We start from the raw sequence: 20,359 nt of genomic DNA on the forward strand, positions 1-20,359 counted from the left end.
AGACAATTCGTTAGCAGAACTTTGTTAAAAAAATAATCCCTGGATAAAAATCTAGAGATTATTAATCGATTAGCAAATTTAGAATTAGCAACATAAACATTATCTGTCATGGTGCTGCCTAAGAAGTCATTATCTAATAATTGATATGAGACTCCCTAATCGACCTTTGTTAAATGCAAAAGAGAGGAACACTGAGGCATAACCACAAATAACTAAACCCCTTACTTTGGAAAAAAATTCCATATGGACGGTTCTCATGGTTTTTTAATGAATTTACTTCCGACCACTAGAACCGTCACCATGGTGTCGTTCTTGACGGTTACAGGGTTCTAAATACCTATAATATAAGCCTAATAAGTGTTCAACGTTATTATTGGATAGGTCAATAGGTAGTGTTACTCTGTTGAACTATCAATATCACGAGAGTTTTTTAATGCGGGGGTTGGGAAATTGAAAAGAAATAATTTTTTGTACGTAACGTTTTTAGGAATTATACTGACCTGTATGTTTTCAGTCTTTATATTTTTACCATTAAGGTTTGGTAATTGGAATCCTGGGGTAACCTCAGAATGGGTTGGATTTGCTGGTGCTGTCATAGGAGGCATTATTGCTGGTGGATTGACATTGCTTGGCGTCAGATACACTATTTTAGATAAAGATAAGGATACCTTTTTAAAAAGTTATTTTAAACATGCGATTATGCTTGATGAAATAGACAAGCGATTATTAAGTATTCGTCATAATATCATAATTACTTCATTAACAAATATGGGACAAGCCCACTTTAATTTAAGAAATAATCTACAAACAATTGAAGATGAAATTAACAGGATTAAGGTAGACATAGGTGGTAAGTTAGCTTTAACTTTGCATCACGAATATGAAAGTCAAAATTTCAATATTAATCATAATGATACAGTGAATGCGATGAAATCTTTTGAAAAAATTACGTCTGAAATCGGATTATATCGGGAAGAAATTAAGGGGAAATATGAATTTATTGAATGGAAGTATTAATCAATAACTGTTAAAAGGGGGCAGTCCCTCACTTTTTAATGAAGGCCGCTGTAAGGCCATGGGATGCGATTTCGTTCTTCTCATGGTCGCTGGCGCCAACCTTCTGGCGGTGACAACTACACAGGGATAGTTCTTTTGGTTTCCTAATGAAGTTACTTCTAGCCACCAGAACCGTCCCCATTGCCTTCAGGTTTCAATTAAAGTATACACCATCCCTACTTCCTTTACCTTATAAGGGTCTGTTAGCTGTTCTCATGACTAATTTCCTTATAGCCTCTACTATTAAGTAGATCCAAGGTGGTTTTTAGTTTTTAGTCTTTTTTCTTCCATTTTCCACAATCTAAAAGCCTATCAATCTTCGACAAATCCCGGGGCGTGACAGGCACCGGGGTTAAATCCAAAGATTGATTGAATTGGCTTCGATTATTCTATGCATTCTCTCCTCCAAATGATATAAAGTGAACTATTTTTCTCGAATTATATTATTTGGATGATTCCAGTTAATTTCATTTGGAATCACATATTTTCTTTTTTTCCTTCTACCTTGTTTCACAAATTTCCGAGCAGTCACACAAGATAAATTAACACTTTCTTCAATTACTGGAAGGTCACCAAAATCTTCAAATCCACCAAATTTCTGACGTTTATAATTAATATTTCTCAAATCGATGCAGAGTAGCATCAAATTCACCTTTTTCCCCACTTCAGAATATAGAACATTAGCAAATGTAAGGATATAGTCAGAGTATGCTAGTGTGGGATAGGAAAATTCATTGATTTTTGTCATTCTTTTTATCTTAAAGTTGTTCCTCTTCTCTATTTTTTTCCAATCCCCTAATTCCATGATACAATAGGCGTAATCTCGGGAACCTTTATCTTGTTCAACCCAACCTTTAGCAAATCCTTCTATATCTTCTTTTATCCAGTCTTCATAAACACTCATCATATTTCCGAAGTTTTTACTTGCAGGATGCTTTTCCACTTCATCTAGGCCACAATTTTTAATAAACTCTTTTACCTTTGCAATTCTCTCAACACTACCAGGATTTTTTGTTTCTCTAACATGATTTTCCCATTTTTTACTTCCTCTTCTTATATTACAATCTCCACATGCAGGAACAACATTACTTTTACAATGGAGTCCTCCATCTACTATCCGCTTGAGATGTTCCTGAGTTATAGCTCCTTTTTTCTCCTCGCCACAATAAATACATTTTCCTTCAAAGTGTGATAATGTATCATTCCAATCATCATCTAAATTTCCTATTATATTAAACCCTGAACCAATCTTGTTTTTTATGGAGTTATCAATATAGCTTCCAACGATATCAGCCAAATATCTGCGTGCCGGATTTATGACTTTCCCTTTTGTTGTTTTTCCCAATACGACTATCTCCTTTTGACAAATTTCTAAATTTTAAAGCAATAGGTAGATTATCAGCAGTGACAAACACTGAAATTTTCTGCTGTATTAAGAAATACATTAATTTTTTAGGGACTCATTTACTTTTATATACCCTATCATTTACGTAATCCTTTTCTACTAACTCCACAAATCCCTCCTTTTCTAAAGAGATAAGGTAGGTGCAAATAACATTGTAAATTTTATAACGACCCGTTAAATACTTTTCTGATGATGCACCATTATTTACTAGGTGTTCACTTATCTCTGTAGCAGAAGCTTTTTCATGTTTTTTTATATAATTCATAATGTGCGATTTAAACATATTTTCGCCTACTATGGTAGATTTGTTAAATGTTTGCATCCTATCCTTAAAAGCTTGGGTTGGCAAAGGTTGCTGGGGGAGATAATTATTAGATTTTTGGGCATATGTTTGAATATTATTCTGCTGCACCTTCTTATGATGGCTTTGCTGGCTCTTAATATATTCTGCCTCTTTTTGATTAACAGTCTGGATAAAACTTTCTCTTTGCTTCTTTTCGGTTCCCGGGTTACTTAACTGTAAAGACTGAGTGGCCAAAAGAGCAGTTGATAAGCTAATTTGATACCCTTCATTTAGAGCAAATGCCCGATAAGGGTATTGCTCCTCATCTTTAATAAACCGTTGAACAGTGAATTCAATGTTTGTATCTGTAGAGTGTACGTAATAGAGACTTTGAACATTGTAGGTTGCTGGAAGTTTCCTATGATAATAATTAAACAGCGTGAATAAAGACTGCTTTATGGATAATTGTTTCAAAGTTTCTTCCCACGTGTGATCCTCAGGGGTTTTAAGCGCAAGGTCTAACTCTGCTTCCCATAAATGGATAACACGATTTTCCATATCAATGGATTGCTCTGAATTCTCTATAAACCAGATTGGAACTAATTTTTTACTTTTATAGTAACTATTACGATTTTTAATTTGCTTTACTAATTTCAAATCATTTTTGTGCGTAACGTCTGTTAATATAGTAATGGCTAGTTCATTATCTTTATTTTTTACAATAATGTCAGGGTAACACTTCCATTTCTCAGTTGCTTTTTTAACAAACCCATAACCTACGTCAAGATCCTCATTGACTTTCTCTTGTACTTTTAATTCATCGTATATAATATCCTTTATAACAGAATGCTTTTTCGATTCTCTCTTAATCTGCTTCTGATATACCTCGCTTGCATTTGAAATTTCACATGATTTAGAATGACGGTGAGAAAAATGTTCTTCCCTGATTTCACCTGATCTTAGAATTAAAGTTTCCTCGCAATATGGACAACGAAAGGCTCCCTTATCCGCACGTTTCTTTAACTGCTCTATTTCAGCTTTTATATTTGTTCTGGATTCTAGGTATATACTTAAATCAAAATACTTCCCTTCATATATCGCTTCTTGCATAGAATATCCTTCCTTTCATATTATCCACTGAACATAGATTTATAAATCCATTCTTATATAGTTAAATTTCACCACTTACAAACACCAACTAAATGAATAGGTTAAAAAATTATCAGCTATAATCATGGGGCAATCTGCAAGTTTTTAAAAGGTATTGCAATTTAGTTGAGTGGTCTGTCCCAGACCTGGTAAATGGATATAAAAAAAATCTTAAAATCCAAAATCTCCTTCTAAATTCATTTTTGAACATCAAAATGAATGTTTTGACTCCGAAGCTGCTCTTAAAATTGAAAAAAGCCGTTCAATTTACCAGTGCAAACCCGATTTATAGTAGAAGTGCCGGAATGTCAGCAAGATTCATAGCACTTGCGAGGGAGCGACTTCAGCAAAGCAATAAAAGGGTGTCATGGGATGGTGGGTTTACAATCTGGTGGCATGGAAGGATTTGATTAAGCTTCCTCTCAATATAAGTCTATTGTTTCCCCCTATTTAAAGTCATATTTTTAATCAAATATTTGGTCTTCACATGCATATTGGTAAAATTATCTATACATTTATTATAGTATAATATACCTACTTTCTACCACCCAATTTATTTATTAAAATTACAATATAACGAATATAATGAAATTACTGCCATTAAGTCGCTGGAATTAGAGAAATACAACAATGAACTTAATAACAATCATAACGAAACTATAAAAAAAGCATTAATGGTATATAGAACAGAACTGCTGGAATGCTTGGAAATGTACGATCACTATTTAAACACATAACCATACCCAGGCTAATCAAAGCCTGGGTATTACTTTTCGATACTCCTTATAAAAATAGTTATAAATACTTTTGTATTATTAATATAATTCCTCTATCACAAGCTAATACTAACTGAAACAACTAATTCACATCATATTTCTATATGATAGATAGGTGAATTCGACCAATTTCAATTTAGGCTATACTATTCAAACGATTGGTTAAAACATGCGCGGCTATTTATTTATAAGCTTTTCCCATGCATGCATGGCAAGAAAATTGTCGCTACGCGTATATAAATTCCGCAGGAAATAACCCACCTTTCTACAAAAAAAGATGGGTTTCTCTCAAACTTCCATATTTCTATTAAAACTCTGCCTTTTCGAAACTACCCAAACGTTTGATTAAAAGCAGCCTCATCACCCTCCATTCCTGACTTTCTCTCTGCAAATGCCCGAAAAAAACGTCGAGGGATGTCTTCAAAAATAACTCAATTAAAAAGGAACCAAAGTTAGCGACTAAACGAGGATTTTTGCCAAAATTAACATTCTAGTATCCGGGTTTTAACTTTCAATGTAAAAATCCCCTTTACAAAAAGTGAAGAGGATTTCCTTTTAAAATATTATTTTACTTTAACTGTCACTGCCTTACTAACATTCTTTGCCTTATCAGTTGCTGTAACGCTTAAAACTGTTTTCGTCTTTTGAGCTTTGATTTTCACTTTGAAATTACCTTTGGAGTCTGCATTGGCTGTACCAATGACTTTTTTACCTACTTTAATCGTTATGGTAGAGTAAGCTTCCGCAGTTCCAGTCACTTCTTTTGTTGTGCTTTTCACTGCAGTTTTGATTTTTGGAGCCAATGGGGCGGTTTTGTCAATGACAATCACGCTCTTAGCTACACTTACATTCCCTGCTGTATCTTTCGCTGTCACAATTACCTTTGTACCTGCCTTTTGGACAGGAATCATTACCCTATAGTTACCCTTAGCATCCGCTTTGGCGATGTACTTCTTCGTTCCAATTGTAACAGTAACAATCGCTCCTGCTTCTGCTTTACCAGTTACCACTTTTGCTAGGTCTGAAACAGTGGAAACGGTTGGAGCAACCGGTGGCGTTTTATCAATAACTGTGTTACTTTTCGCGACACTCGCATTACCCGCTGCATCCTTGGCAGTTACAATTAACTTTGTACCTGCTTTTAGGACAGGAATGATCACTTTGAAGCTTCCATTTGCATGAGCTTTAGCTGCATAAATCTTTGTGCCGATTAAGATCGATACAGTCGCTCCCGCCTCAGTCTTACCGGTTACTTCCTTTGACTTGTCTGAAACCGTATTTACTGTTAAAACTGTTGGAGCGGTTTTGTCGATAACCTTTATGGTGGTTCCTTCACTTTGATTTCCAGCAGTATCTGATGCAGTGATTACTAATACCGTTCCAGCTTTTTGAACTCGAATCGTGACTTTATATTTGCCATCTTGTCCTGCTGTCTCTGTACCGATTACTGAACCATTTACTTTCACTTCGATCTTGGATCCCGCTTCTACTACACCTGTTAGAGTTGTATCTCTATCGCTTACTGTACTTACTACTGGTTTCGCAGGGGCGGTTGCATCTTTCACCAATACTGCAGTTTCTTCACTTACATTACCAGCTTTATCAGTAGAAATAATAACTAGTTCAATGCCTGCTTGTTGTACTGGAATTGTCACTTCATAGTGGCCATCATCTCCAGCAGTTCCAGTACCAATCACCAAACCATTTGCTTTAACTTCTACTTTAGCTCCAGCTTCCGCTTGTCCTGTAACTGTAGTATCTTTATCAGTTACTTCATTTACAGCAGGCTTGTCTGGAGCGGTTACGTCTCTTACCATTACTTCGGTGGTTTCACTTATATTTACAGATTTATCCATTGAAAAAATAACTAATTCAGTCCCTGCTTTTTGCGAGGAAATAGTCACTTCAAAGTTACCATCTCCTTCAGCAATTTCAGTACCAATCACTGAACCACTTGCACTCACTTCTACTTTCGATCCAGCTTCCGCTTGTCCTGTAACTGTAGTATCTTTATCAGTTACTTCATTTACGGCAGGTTTGTCTGGAGCGGTTACGTCTCTTACCATTACTTTGGTGGTTTCACTTACATTTCCATCCTTATCTGTAGCTGCAACGGCTATTTCTGTGCCTGCTTTTTGTGATGGAATAGTAACTTTATATTGGCCATCCTCACCAGCCGTCCCGCTACCGACTACCGAACCATTTACTATAATTTCAGCTTTAGAACCGGCTTCTGCCTCACCAGTTACAGTTGTATCCTTGTCAGTTATCTCATTTACTACTGGCATTTCTGGTGCGGTTATGTCTTTTACTAGTACTGTGCTAATTTCACTTACATTTCCAGCCTTATCAGTTGAAATAACTGCTAGTTCAGTACCTGCCTTTTGTACTGGAATGGTCACTCTATATTGACCATCTTCACCAACTGTTTGTGCACCAATTACGGAACTATTTACCTTCACTTCTACTTTAGAACCCGCTTCTGCTTTGCCTGTCACAGAAGTATCTTTATCTGTGACTTCATTCACTACAGGTTTCGAAGGAGCCGTTGCATCTTTCACCACTACTACGGTGATTTTACTTACATTTCCTGCAGTGTCAGTTGTAGTGATGGCCAATTCCGTTCCTGCTACTTGAGCGGGAATGACCACTGTGAATTTTCCATCTGTACCGGCTTTTTCTGATCCAATGATGGATCCATTTACTTTTACTTCTACTATTGACCCCGCTTCCGCTTTACCTGTCACAGTAGTATCCTTGTCTGTTATCTCGTTTACAATCGGTGTGGATGCGTAGTGCTTGGATAAGACAGTTCCTGGGTAGTAAAAGGACAATATGTCCTTGTATAAAATTCCTGCAAGGCCTCGATAATATGCACCATATTGGCTTAAGCCAACTCCATGGCCATACCCTGATCCTGAAAACGAATAAGCATCCGTGGTCTCATCGATAGTAAACAAATTACTTTTCATTTTTGAGCTGATGATTGGACGGAGAATATTTGCAAGGTTTTTTCCAGTACTTACGGTTTGAAGTTCAAGCTCCCCATTTGGATTAATTTCATCCTTTATAAAAAAAACGAGCGATAATTCACCGTATGAAAATCGACCACTTTCGGTAGGTTCGAAAAAGGTGACTTTAGGTACTGAAACAATTTTAATTTGTTTATTGCTATACCCCGGGAGATGATTCATCATCCACCCTTTAATATTTTTGGAAAAGTCAGCATCTAATTCATTAGTTGAATCCCACCAGCTATCAGGATTTTTTAGATCCAATGAAGTGTAATTGATTTGCTGTTTATGTAATGTAGCATTCCAGGTGATGGTCGTATCATACTCATCGGTTTGAACCTTAAAATACGATAAAGGACTGCTGTTGATACTGATCTCGCTATTAAACTTGTTTTCCGTTTTTCCACCGTTTGAGGCTGAGAAGACAGCATCAATGACATTGCCATTATAGGTCAATAGTTCACCAGCTGTCGTTTCAACCGCAATCGATGAATTAGGTGATTCGCTTGTAACGCCTCCATATACTTGTTTGGAAGTCGTATCATCGATCGTTGTGTTCAAACGCTTATAGGCATAGGTTCGTGCCGCAACAGCTTGAGCCTTTAGAGCTTCCATCGGCCAATCTTCATATACTTCAAATGGAACCACGCCCTTAACATAATCTTCGAGATTAATGGTGTTAATAGGTCTAACATATTGATTTTTTTCTACCGTAAAACGAAAACTTCCGGCATATTCACGCTTGTTAATGATGGCATGGTCCTTTCCTTTAACTGGCGTAATCGATACATCCGTCCCCTCGGCCAATACCGTATTTCCATCATATAAACTTAGAGTGCCATTCTCTACCTTTACCGTATAGCTTTTATTAGAAATTAATAGATTCGAAGAATTTCCATTTAAATAGTAGCTTCCCACTATTTTTAATGAAATACTTGACTGGTTACCTAAAAAATTGACTAACTGTACCTGTATCTGTGGCTCTGTAGCAAGCGCTGCTGCACCTTTATAACTAGGAACAATCCCAAGAAAGACAATTGTTGCAATCAAAATGCTGAATAATTTTCTCATATAAAACCCTTTCTAATAGTTTCTTAGATTAATAATATATCTTTTGCTAGCATATATCCTCTATTTCCCTAAAAAAAGTAAGTTTTTCGATAAAATTATATATCAGTACAAATAAGATGCATTCTATAAATTTACTAACTATTAATATAGCGTGTTCTTAATTAAAACTTACGTCCAAATCTACTTCACCCATGCAACCAAAATAGTCAGTAAACAACACTCATTCGACTAAATGCCATATAAGCTATACTAATCAAACGTTTGGTTGAATCAGCTCCAAGTACTGGATGATAATAATTTCATCTGCAAATGAAGCAAGAGGATTGTCGAGATGCGCTTGATAATTTCGCAGGAAATACCCCACCTTTCTACAAAATCAGATCGGTTTCTTGCAAACTTCCATTATTCTATTAAACCCCCGCCTTTTCGAAACTAACCAAACGTTTGATTAAAAGCAAATTCAGGTCTCTCCATTCCTGTCTTTCCATCTTCAAATGCCCGAAAAGAACGTCGAGGGATGTCTTCAAAAATGACTCTCTTAAAAAGGAACCTAAGTTATCGATTGAAAGAGGATTTGTGCCCGATTTAACATTCTAGAATCCGCTTTTTAACTATCATTAAAAATCCCCTCCACAAAAAGTGAAGAGGATTTCCTTTTAAAATATTATTTTACTTTAACTGTCGCGGCCTTACTAACATTCTTTGCCTTATCAGTTGCTGTCACGCTTAAAACCGTGTTTTTCTTTTGAGCTTTGATTTTCACTTTGAAGTTCCCCTTGGAATCTGTTTTGGCTGTACCAATAACTATTTTACCTACTTTAATCGTAATGGTAGAGTATACTTCGGCAGTTCCAGTCACTTCTTTTGTTGTGCTTTTCACTGCAGTTTTGATTTTCGGTGCCAATGGAGCGGTTTTGTCTATGACAATCACACTCTTAGCAACACTTACATTTCCTGCAGCATCTTTTGCTATCACAATTACCTTTGTACCTACCTTTTGGACAGGAATTGTTACCTTATAGTTACCCTTTGAATCCGCTTTGGCGATGTACTTTTTCGTTCCAATTGTAACAGTAACAATCGCTCCTGCTTCTGCTTTACCAGTTACCACTTTTGCTTGGTCCGAGACATTGGAAACGGTTGGAGTAACCGGTGGCGTTTTATCAATAACTGTGATACTTTTTGCAACACTCACATTACCCGCTACATCCTTGGCAGTTACAATTAACTTTGTACCTGCTTTTAGGACAGGAATGATCACTTTGAAGTTCCCATTTGTATCAGCTTTAGCTGTATAAATCTTTGTGCCAATTAAGATCGATACAGTCGCTCCCACCTCAGTCTTTCCGGCTACTTCCTTTGACTTGTCTGAAACCGTATTTACTGTTAGAACTGTTGGAGCTGTTTTGTCTATAACCTTTATTGTGGCTCCTTCACTTTGATTTCCAGCAGCATCTATTGCAGTGATTAATAATACGGTTCCAGCTTTTTGAACTCGAATCGTGACTTTATATTTGCCATCTTGTCCTGCTGTCCCTGAACCGATTACTGAACCATTTACCTTCACTTCGATTTTGGATCCTGCTTCCGCTACACCTGTTATAGTTGTATCTCTATCGCTAACTTGACTTACTACTGGTTTCGCAGGGGTGGTTGCATCTTTCACCACTATTGCAGTTTCTTCACTTACATTACCAGCTTTATCAGTAGCAATGACGACTAATTCAGTACCCGCTTTTTGCGCAGGAATGGTCACCTTATATTGGCCATCTTCTCCGGACGTTCCTTTACCAATCACCGAACCTTTTACTTTCACTTCGACTTTTGATCCAGCCTCCGCTTGACCTGTAACTGTAGAATCCTTATCAGTTACTTCATTTACTGCAGGCTTGTCTGGAGCTGTTACGTCTCTTACCACTACTGTGGTTGTTTCACTAACATTACCAGCCTTATCCGTTGCAATAATGACTAATTCGGTCCCTGCCTTTTGCGCGGAAATGGTCACTTTATATTGACCATCTTCTCCGGCTGTACCCGTACCAATCACCGATTCATTTACTTTCACTTCTACTTTTGATCCAGCCTCTGCTTGACCGGTGACTGAAGTATCTATGTCGGTTACTTCATTTACTACAGCCTTTTCTGGCGCTGTTACGTCTCTTACCACTACTGTGGTTGTTTCACTTACATTGCCAGCTTTATCCGTTGCAACAATGACTAATTCGGTTCCCGCTTTTTGCGCAGCAGAAATGGTCACATTATATTGACCATCTTCTCCAGCTGTACCTGTACCAATCACCGATTCATTTACTTTCACTTCTACTTTTGATCCAGCCTCCGCCTGACCGGTGACTGAAGTATCTTTGTCGGTTACTTCATTTACATCAGCCTTTTCTGGCGCTGTTGCGTCTCTTACCACTACTGTGGTTGTTTCACTTACATTGCCAGCTTTATCCGTTGCAGCAATGACTAATTCAGTCCCTGCTTTTTGCGCGGAAATGGTCACTTTATATTGACCATCTTCTCCGGCTGTACCCGTACCAATCACCGAATCATTTACTTCCACTTCTACTTTTGATCCAGCCTCCGCTTGACCGGTGACTGAAGTATCTTTGTCGGTTACTTCATTTACTACAGCCTTTTCTGGCGCTGTTACGTCTCTTACCACTACTGTGGTTGTTTCACTTACATTCGCAGCCTTATCCGTTGCAATAATAACTAATTCGGTCCCTGCCTTTTGCGCGGAAATGGTCACTTTATATTGGCCATCTTCTCCGGCTCTACCAGTACCAATCACCGAATCATTTACTTTCACTTCTACTTTTGATCCAGCCTCTGCTTGACCGGTGACTGAAGTATCTTTGTCGGTTACTTCATTTACTACAGCCTTTTCTGGCGCTGTTACATCTCTTACCACTACTGTGTTTGTTTCACTTACATTGCCAGCTTTATCCGTTGCAACAATGACTAATTCGGTTCCCGCCTTTTGAGCGGTAATGGTCACTTTATATTGACCATCTTCTCCGGCAGTTCCAGTACCATTCACGGAGCCATTTACTTTCACTTCTACTTTTGATCCAGCTTCTACTTGTCCTATAACTGTAGTATCCTTATCAGTTACTTCATTTACTGCAGGCTTGTCTGGAGCTGTTACGTCTCTTACCACTACTGTGGTTGTTTCACTAACATTACCAGCTTTATCCGTTGCAATAATGACTAATTCGGTCCCTGCCTTTTGCGCGGAAATGGTCACTTTATATTGACCATCTTCTCCGACTGTACCCGTACCAATCACCGAATCATTTACTTTCACTTCTACTTTTGATCCAGCCTCCGCTTTACCGGTGACTGAAGTATCTTTGTCGGTTACTTCATTTACTACAGCCTTTTCTGGCGCTGTTACGTCTCTTATCACTACTGTGGTTGTTTCACTTACATTACCAGCTTTATCCGTTGCAACAATGACTAATTCGGTTCCCGCCTTTTGCGCGGAAATGGTCACTTTATATTGACCATCTTCTCCGGCAGTTCCTGTACCAATCACGGAGCCATTTACTTTCACTTCTACTTTTGATCCAGCTTCTGCTTGTCCTGTAACTGTCGTATCCTTATCAGTTACTTCATTTACTACAGGCTTTTCTGGGGCGGTTACGTCTTTTACTACTATTGTAGTTGTTTCACTTACATTCCCAACCTTATCCGTAGCAATAATGACTAATTCGGTCCCTGCCTTTTGCGCGGAAATGGTCACTTTATATTGACCATCTTCTCCGGTAATTCCAGTACCAATCACCGAACCATTTACCTTCACTTCTACTTTTGATCCAGCTTCCGCTTGTCCAATAACAGAAGTATCTTTGTCGGTTACTTCATTTACTACAGGCTTTTCCGGGGCGGTTACATCTCTTACCACTACTGTGGTTGTTTCACTTACATTGCCAGCCTTATCCGTTGCAATAATGACTAATTCTGTGCCTGCCTTTTGTACGGGAATGTTCACTTTATATTGACCATCTTCTCCAGCAGTTCCAGTACCAATCACAGATTCATTAACTTTCACTTCAACTTTGGAACCAGCTTCTGCTTTACCTGTTACAGTAGTTTCTTTGTCGGTTACCTCGTTTACTACTGGTTTTTCTGGTACAGTTACGTCTTTTACTACGACTGCGGTTGACTCACTTACGTTTCCTGCATTATCTGTAGCGATAATTATCAGTTCTGTTCCGGCTACTTGAACTGGAACAGTCAAAATAAACCTGCCGTCTTCTCCCACTGTTCCCGACTCTACTACCGAACCTTTTACTCTCAATTCAACTTTCGATCCTGGTTCTGCTTCCCCTGTGACTTTAGTATCTTTATCTGTTACTTCATTGACCGCAGGTTTTGCCGGGGCTGTTGCGTCTTGAAATACTATTTTAGCTGCTTCACTTTTATTTCCTGCTTGATCGGTTGCGGTAATAACTAATTCTGTCCCTGCTTTTTGGGCTGGGATGGTCAAAGCAAACTTGCCGTCTTCTCCCACTGTTCCCGACTCAACTACTGAACCATTTATTTTGACTTCAATTTTAGATTCTGGTTCTGCTTCTCCAGTAACCGAAGTATTTTTATCGGTTACTTCATTGACGACAGGTTTTGCCGGGGCTGTTGCGTCTATAACTACAACCTTAGCTGCATCACTTATATTTCCATCTTCATCTGTGGCTATAATGACTAATTCAGTCCCTGCTTTCTGAACAGGAATGGTCACTGTAAATTTCCCATCTTCTCCCGTTACGCCTGTACTTACTACAGCTTCATTTATCTTCACATCTACTTTTGACCCAGTCTCTGCAGATCCAGTAACTGAAGTATCTTGATCCGTTACTACATTTACCACAGGTTTTGCCGGTGCTGTAGTATCTTTAACCACTACTTTAGCTGTGTCGCTTACATTTCCAGCTTGATCGATTGAGATAATCACTAATTCTGTACCAGCTTTCTGGGTTGGAATGGTCACTGTAAACTTGCCATCTTCTCCCGCTGTTCCTGTTCCTACTACAGAATCATTTACCTTCACTTCCACTTTTGACCCAGCCTCTGCTTTTCCACTAACGGCAGGATCTTTATCCGTTACAGCATTTACTTCAGGTTTTGCCGGAGCGGTTGCGTCTTTAACGACAATATTAATTGCTTCACTTACATTGCCTGCTTTATCTGTTGCAGTAATCGATAGCTCAGTCCCGACTGGCTGAACAGGTATAACAATGGCAAATTCTCCATTTAGGTTCGTTGTCCCAGTACCAATCGATACTCCATTTTTGGTCACTTTTACAACTGATCCAGCCTCCGCCTTACCAGTCACACGATTCGACTGATCTGTTACAGTCGAAACTTCAGGCTTCGCAGGGGCAGTTCCATCCAGAACGGTTACAACTGTTGGCTCAGATGTATTTCCGCTCTCATCTGCAACGTAAATACTCAACTTAGTGCCAGCAGATTGATAATAAATAGGAACACTAAAGGCTCCATAAACATTTGTAGTAGCTTCCCCTACGTAATATCCATTTTTATAGACATACACCGTTGATCTAGGTTCTGCGTAACCCGTAGCATAATAGTCGTAATCATACACAGCATAAATATCTGCCTTTGTAGGAGGTGTCACATCTCTAACAACGACACTCGTAGCTGAACTTGTATTTCCATTTAAATCAGTAGCTGTAACCAGAATTTCCGTTTTAGCCGCTTGTTTAGGAATACTCATTTGATAATATCCATTCCAATCGGCAGATGCCGAACCGATGACCACTCCATTTACGGAAGCTGAAACGGTAGATCCTGCTTCGGTACTACCAGAGACCACCGTCGAATTTTCATCAACACTATCTACACTTGGAGGATTCGGCGGATAAATATCCTTTTCTTTCACATTGAAATTTGCACCTGATAGATCTTCACCCCACGAATAGGCAAAGTTACTCCATACATAAGTTGAATTCCCATAAATATCATTTACCCAGACAAACTGCGTGTTCCAATTCCCGATTGCGTTAGTCGTTGCATATCCAGGAATTTCCGCTTCATATAAGTTATCATGCGAATGACTTAAAATCGCAGTATAGCTATTTCCATCAGGTTTCAAGTAAGTAACCTTAACCTCCGCTACTCCTGAAGCATCCTCCACTTCGGCAGCTACTCGTAAACTGTCTCCGTTTGTAATTTCTTTCTTATCAACCGAAATCCATTTTACTTCAGGTGCATTTGCCTCTGGAATAACAGTAAAGTCCCCTTCACCTAAGTCTCCGGTACGATACCAGCTATAATCATAGATGGATGTGTAATTATTTTTATTATCAGCGAGGCTGAGGGATACCAGTTCAAACTTGCCGAGCCCGTTACTTCCGGATGTAAAAGAGGAAGGAATCGTATATTGATATTGATTGTTTCCGATACTTTGAGCCGTAAAAGTAATATAACTATTATTTGGCTGTAAATATTCAAGTGAAACACTATTAATTCCGCTTAAGTCGTCCACTGCATCTACCGTAACAGTAACCGTTCCTCCTGACAGTATTCTTGTTTGGTTTACTGAAAACTTGTTGATTACTGGACCAGTTGTATCGGTATAGGTGATAAAATCTCCTCCATCCAAATCTCCGGTACGATAGTAGCTATAATCATAAATCGTTGTGGAATTATTTTTAGTATCCTGGAGGGTGAGCGAAGCTAGTTCAAACTTGCCGACCCCATAACTACCCGATGTGAAAGAGGAAGGAACCGTATATTGATATTTGTTTTTGCCAGTCAATTGTGCCGTAAAACTTATGTAATTATTATTGGGAAGGAGATATTCGAGCGAAATATTCTTAATATCGTTCAGATCATCTTCCGCATTTACCGTAACAGTAACCGTTCCACCCGGTTCTAACTTGGTTTTATCCACGGATACATTATTCAAAACTGGACCAGTTGTATCCGTAATAGTTGTAAAATCCCCTCCATCTAATGCTCCCGTTCGATTGTAGCTGTAATCATAGATTGATGTGGAGTTATTTTTATAATCTTGGAGGGTGAGGGACACTAGTTCAAACTTCCCAACCCCGTAACTTCCCGATGTTAAGGAGGAAGGAACAGTATATTGGTATTGGTTGAGTCCAATACTATAGGCAGTAAAACTCATATAACTATTATTAGGGAGCATATATTCAAGCGAAATATTCTTAATTCCACTCAGATCATCTTCCGCACCTACAGTCACAGTAACCGTTCCACCTGTTCCTATTTTGGTCTTATCGATGATGACTTTGTTAAAAACAGGACTTTTTGTATCAGAAAAAAATACTTTGAAATTGCCTCCATTCAATTCATAGCTTCCGCCAAAATCATTATCCTCCAACACCTTAAATGACCCGTCCCGATAATTAACCAATAATGAAGTTGCTGTCCAATTTCCTTCGGTAGAAACATAAGGTTCTACATATCCTTCAAACACGCCTTCATTATTCATATACAGGGATTTCTGTGATTGATAACCATCCGGCCTAAGATAATTGACTTGTATATCTTTTACCAGAGCGTTATCTACCAAACTAACAGTAACCGTCTGGAGATTTGGACTTAGGATATTCGCTTTTGCAACCTTGATATAGTTAATCCCACCAGTAGTGTCTGCAGCAGCATGAATCCCCCCTAAGCTAGTAAATAAAACATAAAAAACTACTAAAAATAAACCAAAACCCTTTCTTTTCATCATCTGTCCTCCATAGCGGTTGCAAGTAATAGTTACACCGACTAAATTATGTAAATTATATTATTAGTATAATTCAAGCTACTATTATTTGAAACAACTATTTCCAACTTTCGACCTACTTCTACATTCCTGATAGGTTAAATTCGACTACATTCCATATAGGCTATACTAATCAAACGTTTGGTTAAAACAGCTATAAGTATCGGTGTATAACAATTCTCCCTGCAAACCTAGAACGAAGATTGTCGAGAACCGCAAGAATATTCACCAGGAAATACCCCACATTTCCACAAAATGCACCAGGTTTCTTATGAACCACCTTCATGTGATAAATTCTCCATCATTTCAACACTACTCAAACGATTAGTTAAAACTCGCCTCAATACCCACCATGACTGAACTTTCCGTTTTAAATACCTGAAAAGAATGTCGATAGCTGTCTCCAACAATGCCTTTTTTAAAAAGGAACTCAGTTGGGCGGCTGAATTAGGATTGCCCCCAATTCTCATATGTGGCTTTTTACTGAGTGTCCTCTAGTAAACCTAGTTAACAGAATAAATATAGAAGGTTATCAAAATCAGGTACTAACACCCCTTCCGGGGTTAAAGATGCAAAATGATATGAAAACTAGCTAAAAATGCAAAAAACGGCTACAAAAATCACTTTTGACCCCCTTTTTGATGCATTTCGTTACAAAAACGGCTCCAAAAGTGAATTTTAGTCGTTCGATTTACGAAACCAAACCCGATATCGTTGAGGTGCTGGAATCGTTAAATTGACGATTGGAAGCACAACTCAATGCGGTGGAAGGGTGTATGAAATGGCAGGTTTAAAATCTGGCAATATCGAAGGATTTGAGCAGTTTTCACAATTTACTTCGCTACAGGAATTGAATACCCATATCGAGATGTGGTTGGCGAAGCACAAGGATGATTTTTCAAAAGGGGCACTGGTTGGATTGAAGCGGCTGGTTCGTTTTTCTGCCAAAATACCTGGCGTTTGCAATGCGAAAATTGGGACCATTTTAATAGCGATTCATCAAGAATACAGCGATCATGGAATCTCACGTTCTACCTTTAAACGAATGATTCTAAAAGCAAAGGACTTGGGCATCCTATCGGTTTATGAAACAGAAAGGAAAAATGGTTCGCAGTCTAGTAACTTGTATTCGTTTAATCGCTTTCCTTCAAATGAACTACCTAAAGAGAAAACTTTGAACCACCCTAAAGAAACTAATAATCTTTTAAAAACTAAAAAAGATCAAAAGATTAAAGAACGTAAAGAAGGACCGTCCGAATTAGATCATACCTATGTGAGTGACCGAGTTCCACAGCCTTTTGTTCAGCTGGTAAAATGTTTCTTTCCTGAAGCAAAGACAATCGAGGAGTATTGGAAAATCGTGAAAATCACTGCCTATCAGCACCATTGGGAGAATGATCCCGAACTAATCCTAGATGTCGCCATCCAATCCTTTAAGCAGCTCATCAGGAAGCTGAAGTTCAACAGCAACATCAAGAACCCATTCGGCTATTTTTATGGAATCTTAGACCAAAAGTTTTTCATCCTTTATCATGAAGCACTCGAAGAGAAGTTTGATTTGAATGATGAGGAAATTGTATTTGGTCTGGGTTCCAATCTGAATTATTAACAGTTTAGTGATAACGGTTTTGGTGAAGAGATCCAGTTTTTTGGTTTCACTATATGCAACCCCAAGTTAGCACGGATTGCTGCAACAATGTACAAAAAGTGACAAAAAACGCATTAATCACCATATTATTCTCAAAAGAATCAAAATGAGACGCTTAAGCGTACCACATTGGTTTTTTTTATATGTTAATTTTTCCTTAGAGTCATTTATAGGCAGGTGGACCAGGCGCTATGGGAAAAAAAGTTATCGTGATGTTTCTTAAAATACTAGAAGAAAGAAATATGTCAATCAGGCAATTATCCCTCTTGTCAGGTGTTCGCCAGGCAGCACTCAATCAATTAGTTAATCAACAAAGGCAAAATATTAATTTCAGCCATATAGAGAAGATTGCTAAAGCATTAAAAATAAACGATATGAATCAAATCATTGCCTTGGTAGATACAGATGACGACGACGACGATGATTAAGTCGCTTTCTCTCTTTTTTAGTTAGGCAACACAGCTCTATGACAATGGCCTTTGAAGTACTCTAATTCACATTCGCCATAGGGTTAAATGTTAGAAAAATAGTTCGGTAATACTATATAAAGATTTCCTACATTATGACTACTCAAGTGCTATTTACTTCTGTGATTCATCCCCTCCTTGATACCTCATATGTGTATCTTTCATCATTCGATGATCAGATATTGTGTAACCACTATAAAACACACATACATACTTATTCCACAAATCTAATCAACATTAAATCATCACCAGAAATGTAAACGTTTTAACGAAATAGGTCTATTATCGATAGAATAGCTGCTTATTTCTTTAAATATCCTCATATCTTTGTAAACCCGTTTGGGCAAGATGTGATGTGAAAAGTTATCGAAATAATGAGGAAAGGAAGTTTCTAATTAAGTAGAGGTTGGAAGGCAAATTAGGGGGGCACCAATATCACAACATAGATAATAGATGGTATTGGAGTCAAATCATTTAAGGGAGTTGAAATCTTGTTTATACTAAAAAAATATATTATCAATCCGCAATTTATGTATATGGCTGGTCAGTATGATCGAAATGCAAAGCTCTGCACAATAGTAACGGAACTGGATAGAACTTTTATCGTAGACAAATCACCTCTAGAAATTCTAAATGACAGTATCAGATGTATTGGCTTTGATTTAAGGGGTGCCATGGAAACAGCCAGGTGGCTCCTTGGTAATAAAAATATGTGTCCAATTATGGTTAATCCTGTACATAGAATTTGTGTGTTCCCTGATAAATCCTCAAAACATAACGATACAAAATGGTTTAATCCTGTACATATTACAAGAACCATTAGTTCCAATCAACAAGCACTGATAGAGTTTACGAACGGACTAACCATTACGGTTCCTATGAAACTTTATTCCTTTAACCGTAAACTGCAAACGGCAGAACAATTTATGAAAATGACCATTGGAATAGAAAAGGATCCATTTTCTTTTGAGAAAGACCCTAGAAAAGGGGCATGAATTTTACAAATTGATTGAGATTTAGACCTGATCCTTTCGTGACTAGTTGAATCCACCTGGAACGGTAGAGACTTTTCAAAGGTTTCCGATTATTGTCAAATCATTATAAAGAAGAAGGTAGTATTTTAACGTATACTAGTTTATATACATATAATTAATAGAATTAAATCTATGAATTCAATTGCCTTCAGGAAGAGAGGACTAGTGTATGAGGGTTGTAACAAAGAGAAAATGTGACGAACTAGAAATTATCAAAATCTACATAGACAAGAGTTTGACATTTACGGTAGAAACTTTCACAGTGCCTGAAGGCTACAAAAGCTTCGCAAATAATTCCTATCTTCACCACTATGATTTACTAGGAACTGGATTTCATGAAAATAAAGAAGAAAGTGTAAAACTAGCCGTTCAAGATTTACGTGAATTGGTGGCTGCATTCCCGGGATAATACCCTCTCAGCAGGAATATTTTTATGTATAATGGATATATAATAAAAAAGAGAAGTGCGCTAACACTTCTCCATGCAACTGCTACCGTCAGGGTGATGGTTGTTTATGCTATTTTATTTTTTCGAACCACCCTTTTTCTTGCGACGGCGTAGGGTGGTTTTCCTGTTTTCTAGAACATTTTTCCGAAAGAAATACGTGCTTATTTCACGTATCATACCCTCCCAATTCATAAATGTGTCCCTTTCTCTTCTTTGGCCGCCTGGGTAATCCCTATTTTG

Annotated in this window: 10 protein-coding genes; 5 read left to right on the forward strand and 5 right to left on the reverse strand. The window is 37.9% G+C overall.

The annotated features are described in order from the left end of the window. Positions 1-450 precede the first annotated feature (450 nt). Positions 451-1,017, forward strand: coding sequence for a hypothetical protein (locus tag ACSU6B_RS17420; RefSeq protein ID WP_410887115.1), 567 nt, complete (start codon positions 451-453; stop codon positions 1,015-1,017). A gap of 463 nt (positions 1,018-1,480) precedes the next feature. On the opposite strand, the gene ACSU6B_RS17425 is transcribed toward ACSU6B_RS17420, so the two are convergent. The 5 genes from ACSU6B_RS17425 to ACSU6B_RS17445 all read right to left on the reverse strand — a co-directional run bounded on the left by ACSU6B_RS17425 (position 1,481) and on the right by ACSU6B_RS17445 (position 16,808). Beyond that, positions 1,481-2,401 carry an HNH endonuclease gene (locus tag ACSU6B_RS17425; protein ID WP_410887117.1) on the reverse strand — a complete coding sequence of 307 codons (921 nt, stop codon included), beginning with the start codon at positions 2,399-2,401 and terminating at the stop codon, positions 1,481-1,483. A 115-nt stretch (positions 2,402-2,516) separates the two neighbouring features. Beyond that, positions 2,517-3,854 (reverse strand): DUF3895 domain-containing protein, encoded by a 1,338-nt coding sequence (locus ACSU6B_RS17430; RefSeq protein WP_410887119.1) that lies wholly within the window; start codon positions 3,852-3,854, stop codon positions 2,517-2,519. Positions 3,855-5,232: 1,378 nt separating this feature from the next. Continuing rightward, a complete protein-coding gene (locus ACSU6B_RS17435) occupies positions 5,233-8,754 on the reverse strand; it encodes an Ig-like domain-containing protein (protein WP_410887121.1) in 3,522 nt (1,173 codons plus the stop codon). 664 nt (positions 8,755-9,418) lie between these two features. Next, the gene (locus tag ACSU6B_RS17440) at positions 9,419-16,486 is read right to left on the reverse strand and encodes an Ig-like domain-containing protein (protein WP_410887123.1); all 7,068 of its coding nucleotides are present in this window, start codon (positions 16,484-16,486) and stop codon (positions 9,419-9,421) included. Positions 16,487-16,676: 190 nt separating this feature from the next. Then, on the reverse strand, positions 16,677-16,808 hold the full coding sequence (locus ACSU6B_RS17445) for a hypothetical protein (protein ID WP_439277347.1): 132 nt from the start codon (positions 16,806-16,808) through the stop codon (positions 16,677-16,679). A 495-nt stretch (positions 16,809-17,303) separates the two neighbouring features. Here ACSU6B_RS17445 and ACSU6B_RS17450 point away from each other — a divergent pair, with 495 nt between their 5' ends. The 4 genes from ACSU6B_RS17450 to ACSU6B_RS17465 all read left to right on the forward strand — a co-directional run bounded on the left by ACSU6B_RS17450 (position 17,304) and on the right by ACSU6B_RS17465 (position 20,080). After that, positions 17,304-18,131 carry a hypothetical protein gene (locus tag ACSU6B_RS17450; protein WP_410887125.1) on the forward strand — a complete coding sequence of 276 codons (828 nt, stop codon included), beginning with the start codon at positions 17,304-17,306 and terminating at the stop codon, positions 18,129-18,131. Positions 18,132-18,382: 251 nt separating this feature from the next. After that, on the forward strand, positions 18,383-18,598 hold the full coding sequence (locus ACSU6B_RS17455) for a helix-turn-helix domain-containing protein (protein WP_439277366.1): 216 nt from the start codon (positions 18,383-18,385) through the stop codon (positions 18,596-18,598). Between the two features lie 530 nt (positions 18,599-19,128). Then, complete coding sequence (locus ACSU6B_RS17460) at positions 19,129-19,632, forward strand: competence protein ComK (RefSeq protein WP_410887129.1); 504 nt, start codon at positions 19,129-19,131, stop codon at positions 19,630-19,632. Between the two features lie 208 nt (positions 19,633-19,840). Next, positions 19,841-20,080, forward strand: a complete 240-nt coding sequence (locus ACSU6B_RS17465) for a hypothetical protein (RefSeq protein ID WP_410887131.1) — start codon at positions 19,841-19,843, stop codon at positions 20,078-20,080. The last annotated feature ends 279 nt before the right edge of the window (positions 20,081-20,359 follow it).

The sequence above is a fragment of the Neobacillus sp. C211 genome (genome assembly GCF_051842875.1).
Classification (GTDB): domain Bacteria; phylum Bacillota; class Bacilli; order Bacillales; family Cytobacillaceae; genus Neobacillus.

Bases quoted from the DNA above. Each gene is read 5' to 3' on its own strand.
- ACSU6B_RS17450 (WP_410887125.1), top strand. From the start codon at position 17,304: ATGGCAGGTTTAAAATCTGGCAATATCGAAGGATTTGAGCAGTTTTCA.
- ACSU6B_RS17455 (WP_439277366.1), top strand. From the start codon at position 18,383: ATGTTTCTTAAAATACTAGAAGAAAGAAATATGTCAATCAGGCAATTA.
- ACSU6B_RS17465 (WP_410887131.1), top strand. From the start codon at position 19,841: ATGAGGGTTGTAACAAAGAGAAAATGTGACGAACTAGAAATTATCAAA.
- ACSU6B_RS17440 (WP_410887123.1), bottom strand. From the start codon at position 16,486: ATGATGAAAAGAAAGGGTTTTGGTTTATTTTTAGTAGTTTTTTATGTT.
- ACSU6B_RS17430 (WP_410887119.1), bottom strand. From the start codon at position 3,854: ATGCAAGAAGCGATATATGAAGGGAAGTATTTTGATTTAAGTATATAC.
- ACSU6B_RS17445 (WP_439277347.1), bottom strand. From the start codon at position 16,808: ATGAAGGTGGTTCATAAGAAACCTGGTGCATTTTGTGGAAATGTGGGG.
- ACSU6B_RS17435 (WP_410887121.1), bottom strand. From the start codon at position 8,754: ATGAGAAAATTATTCAGCATTTTGATTGCAACAATTGTCTTTCTTGGG.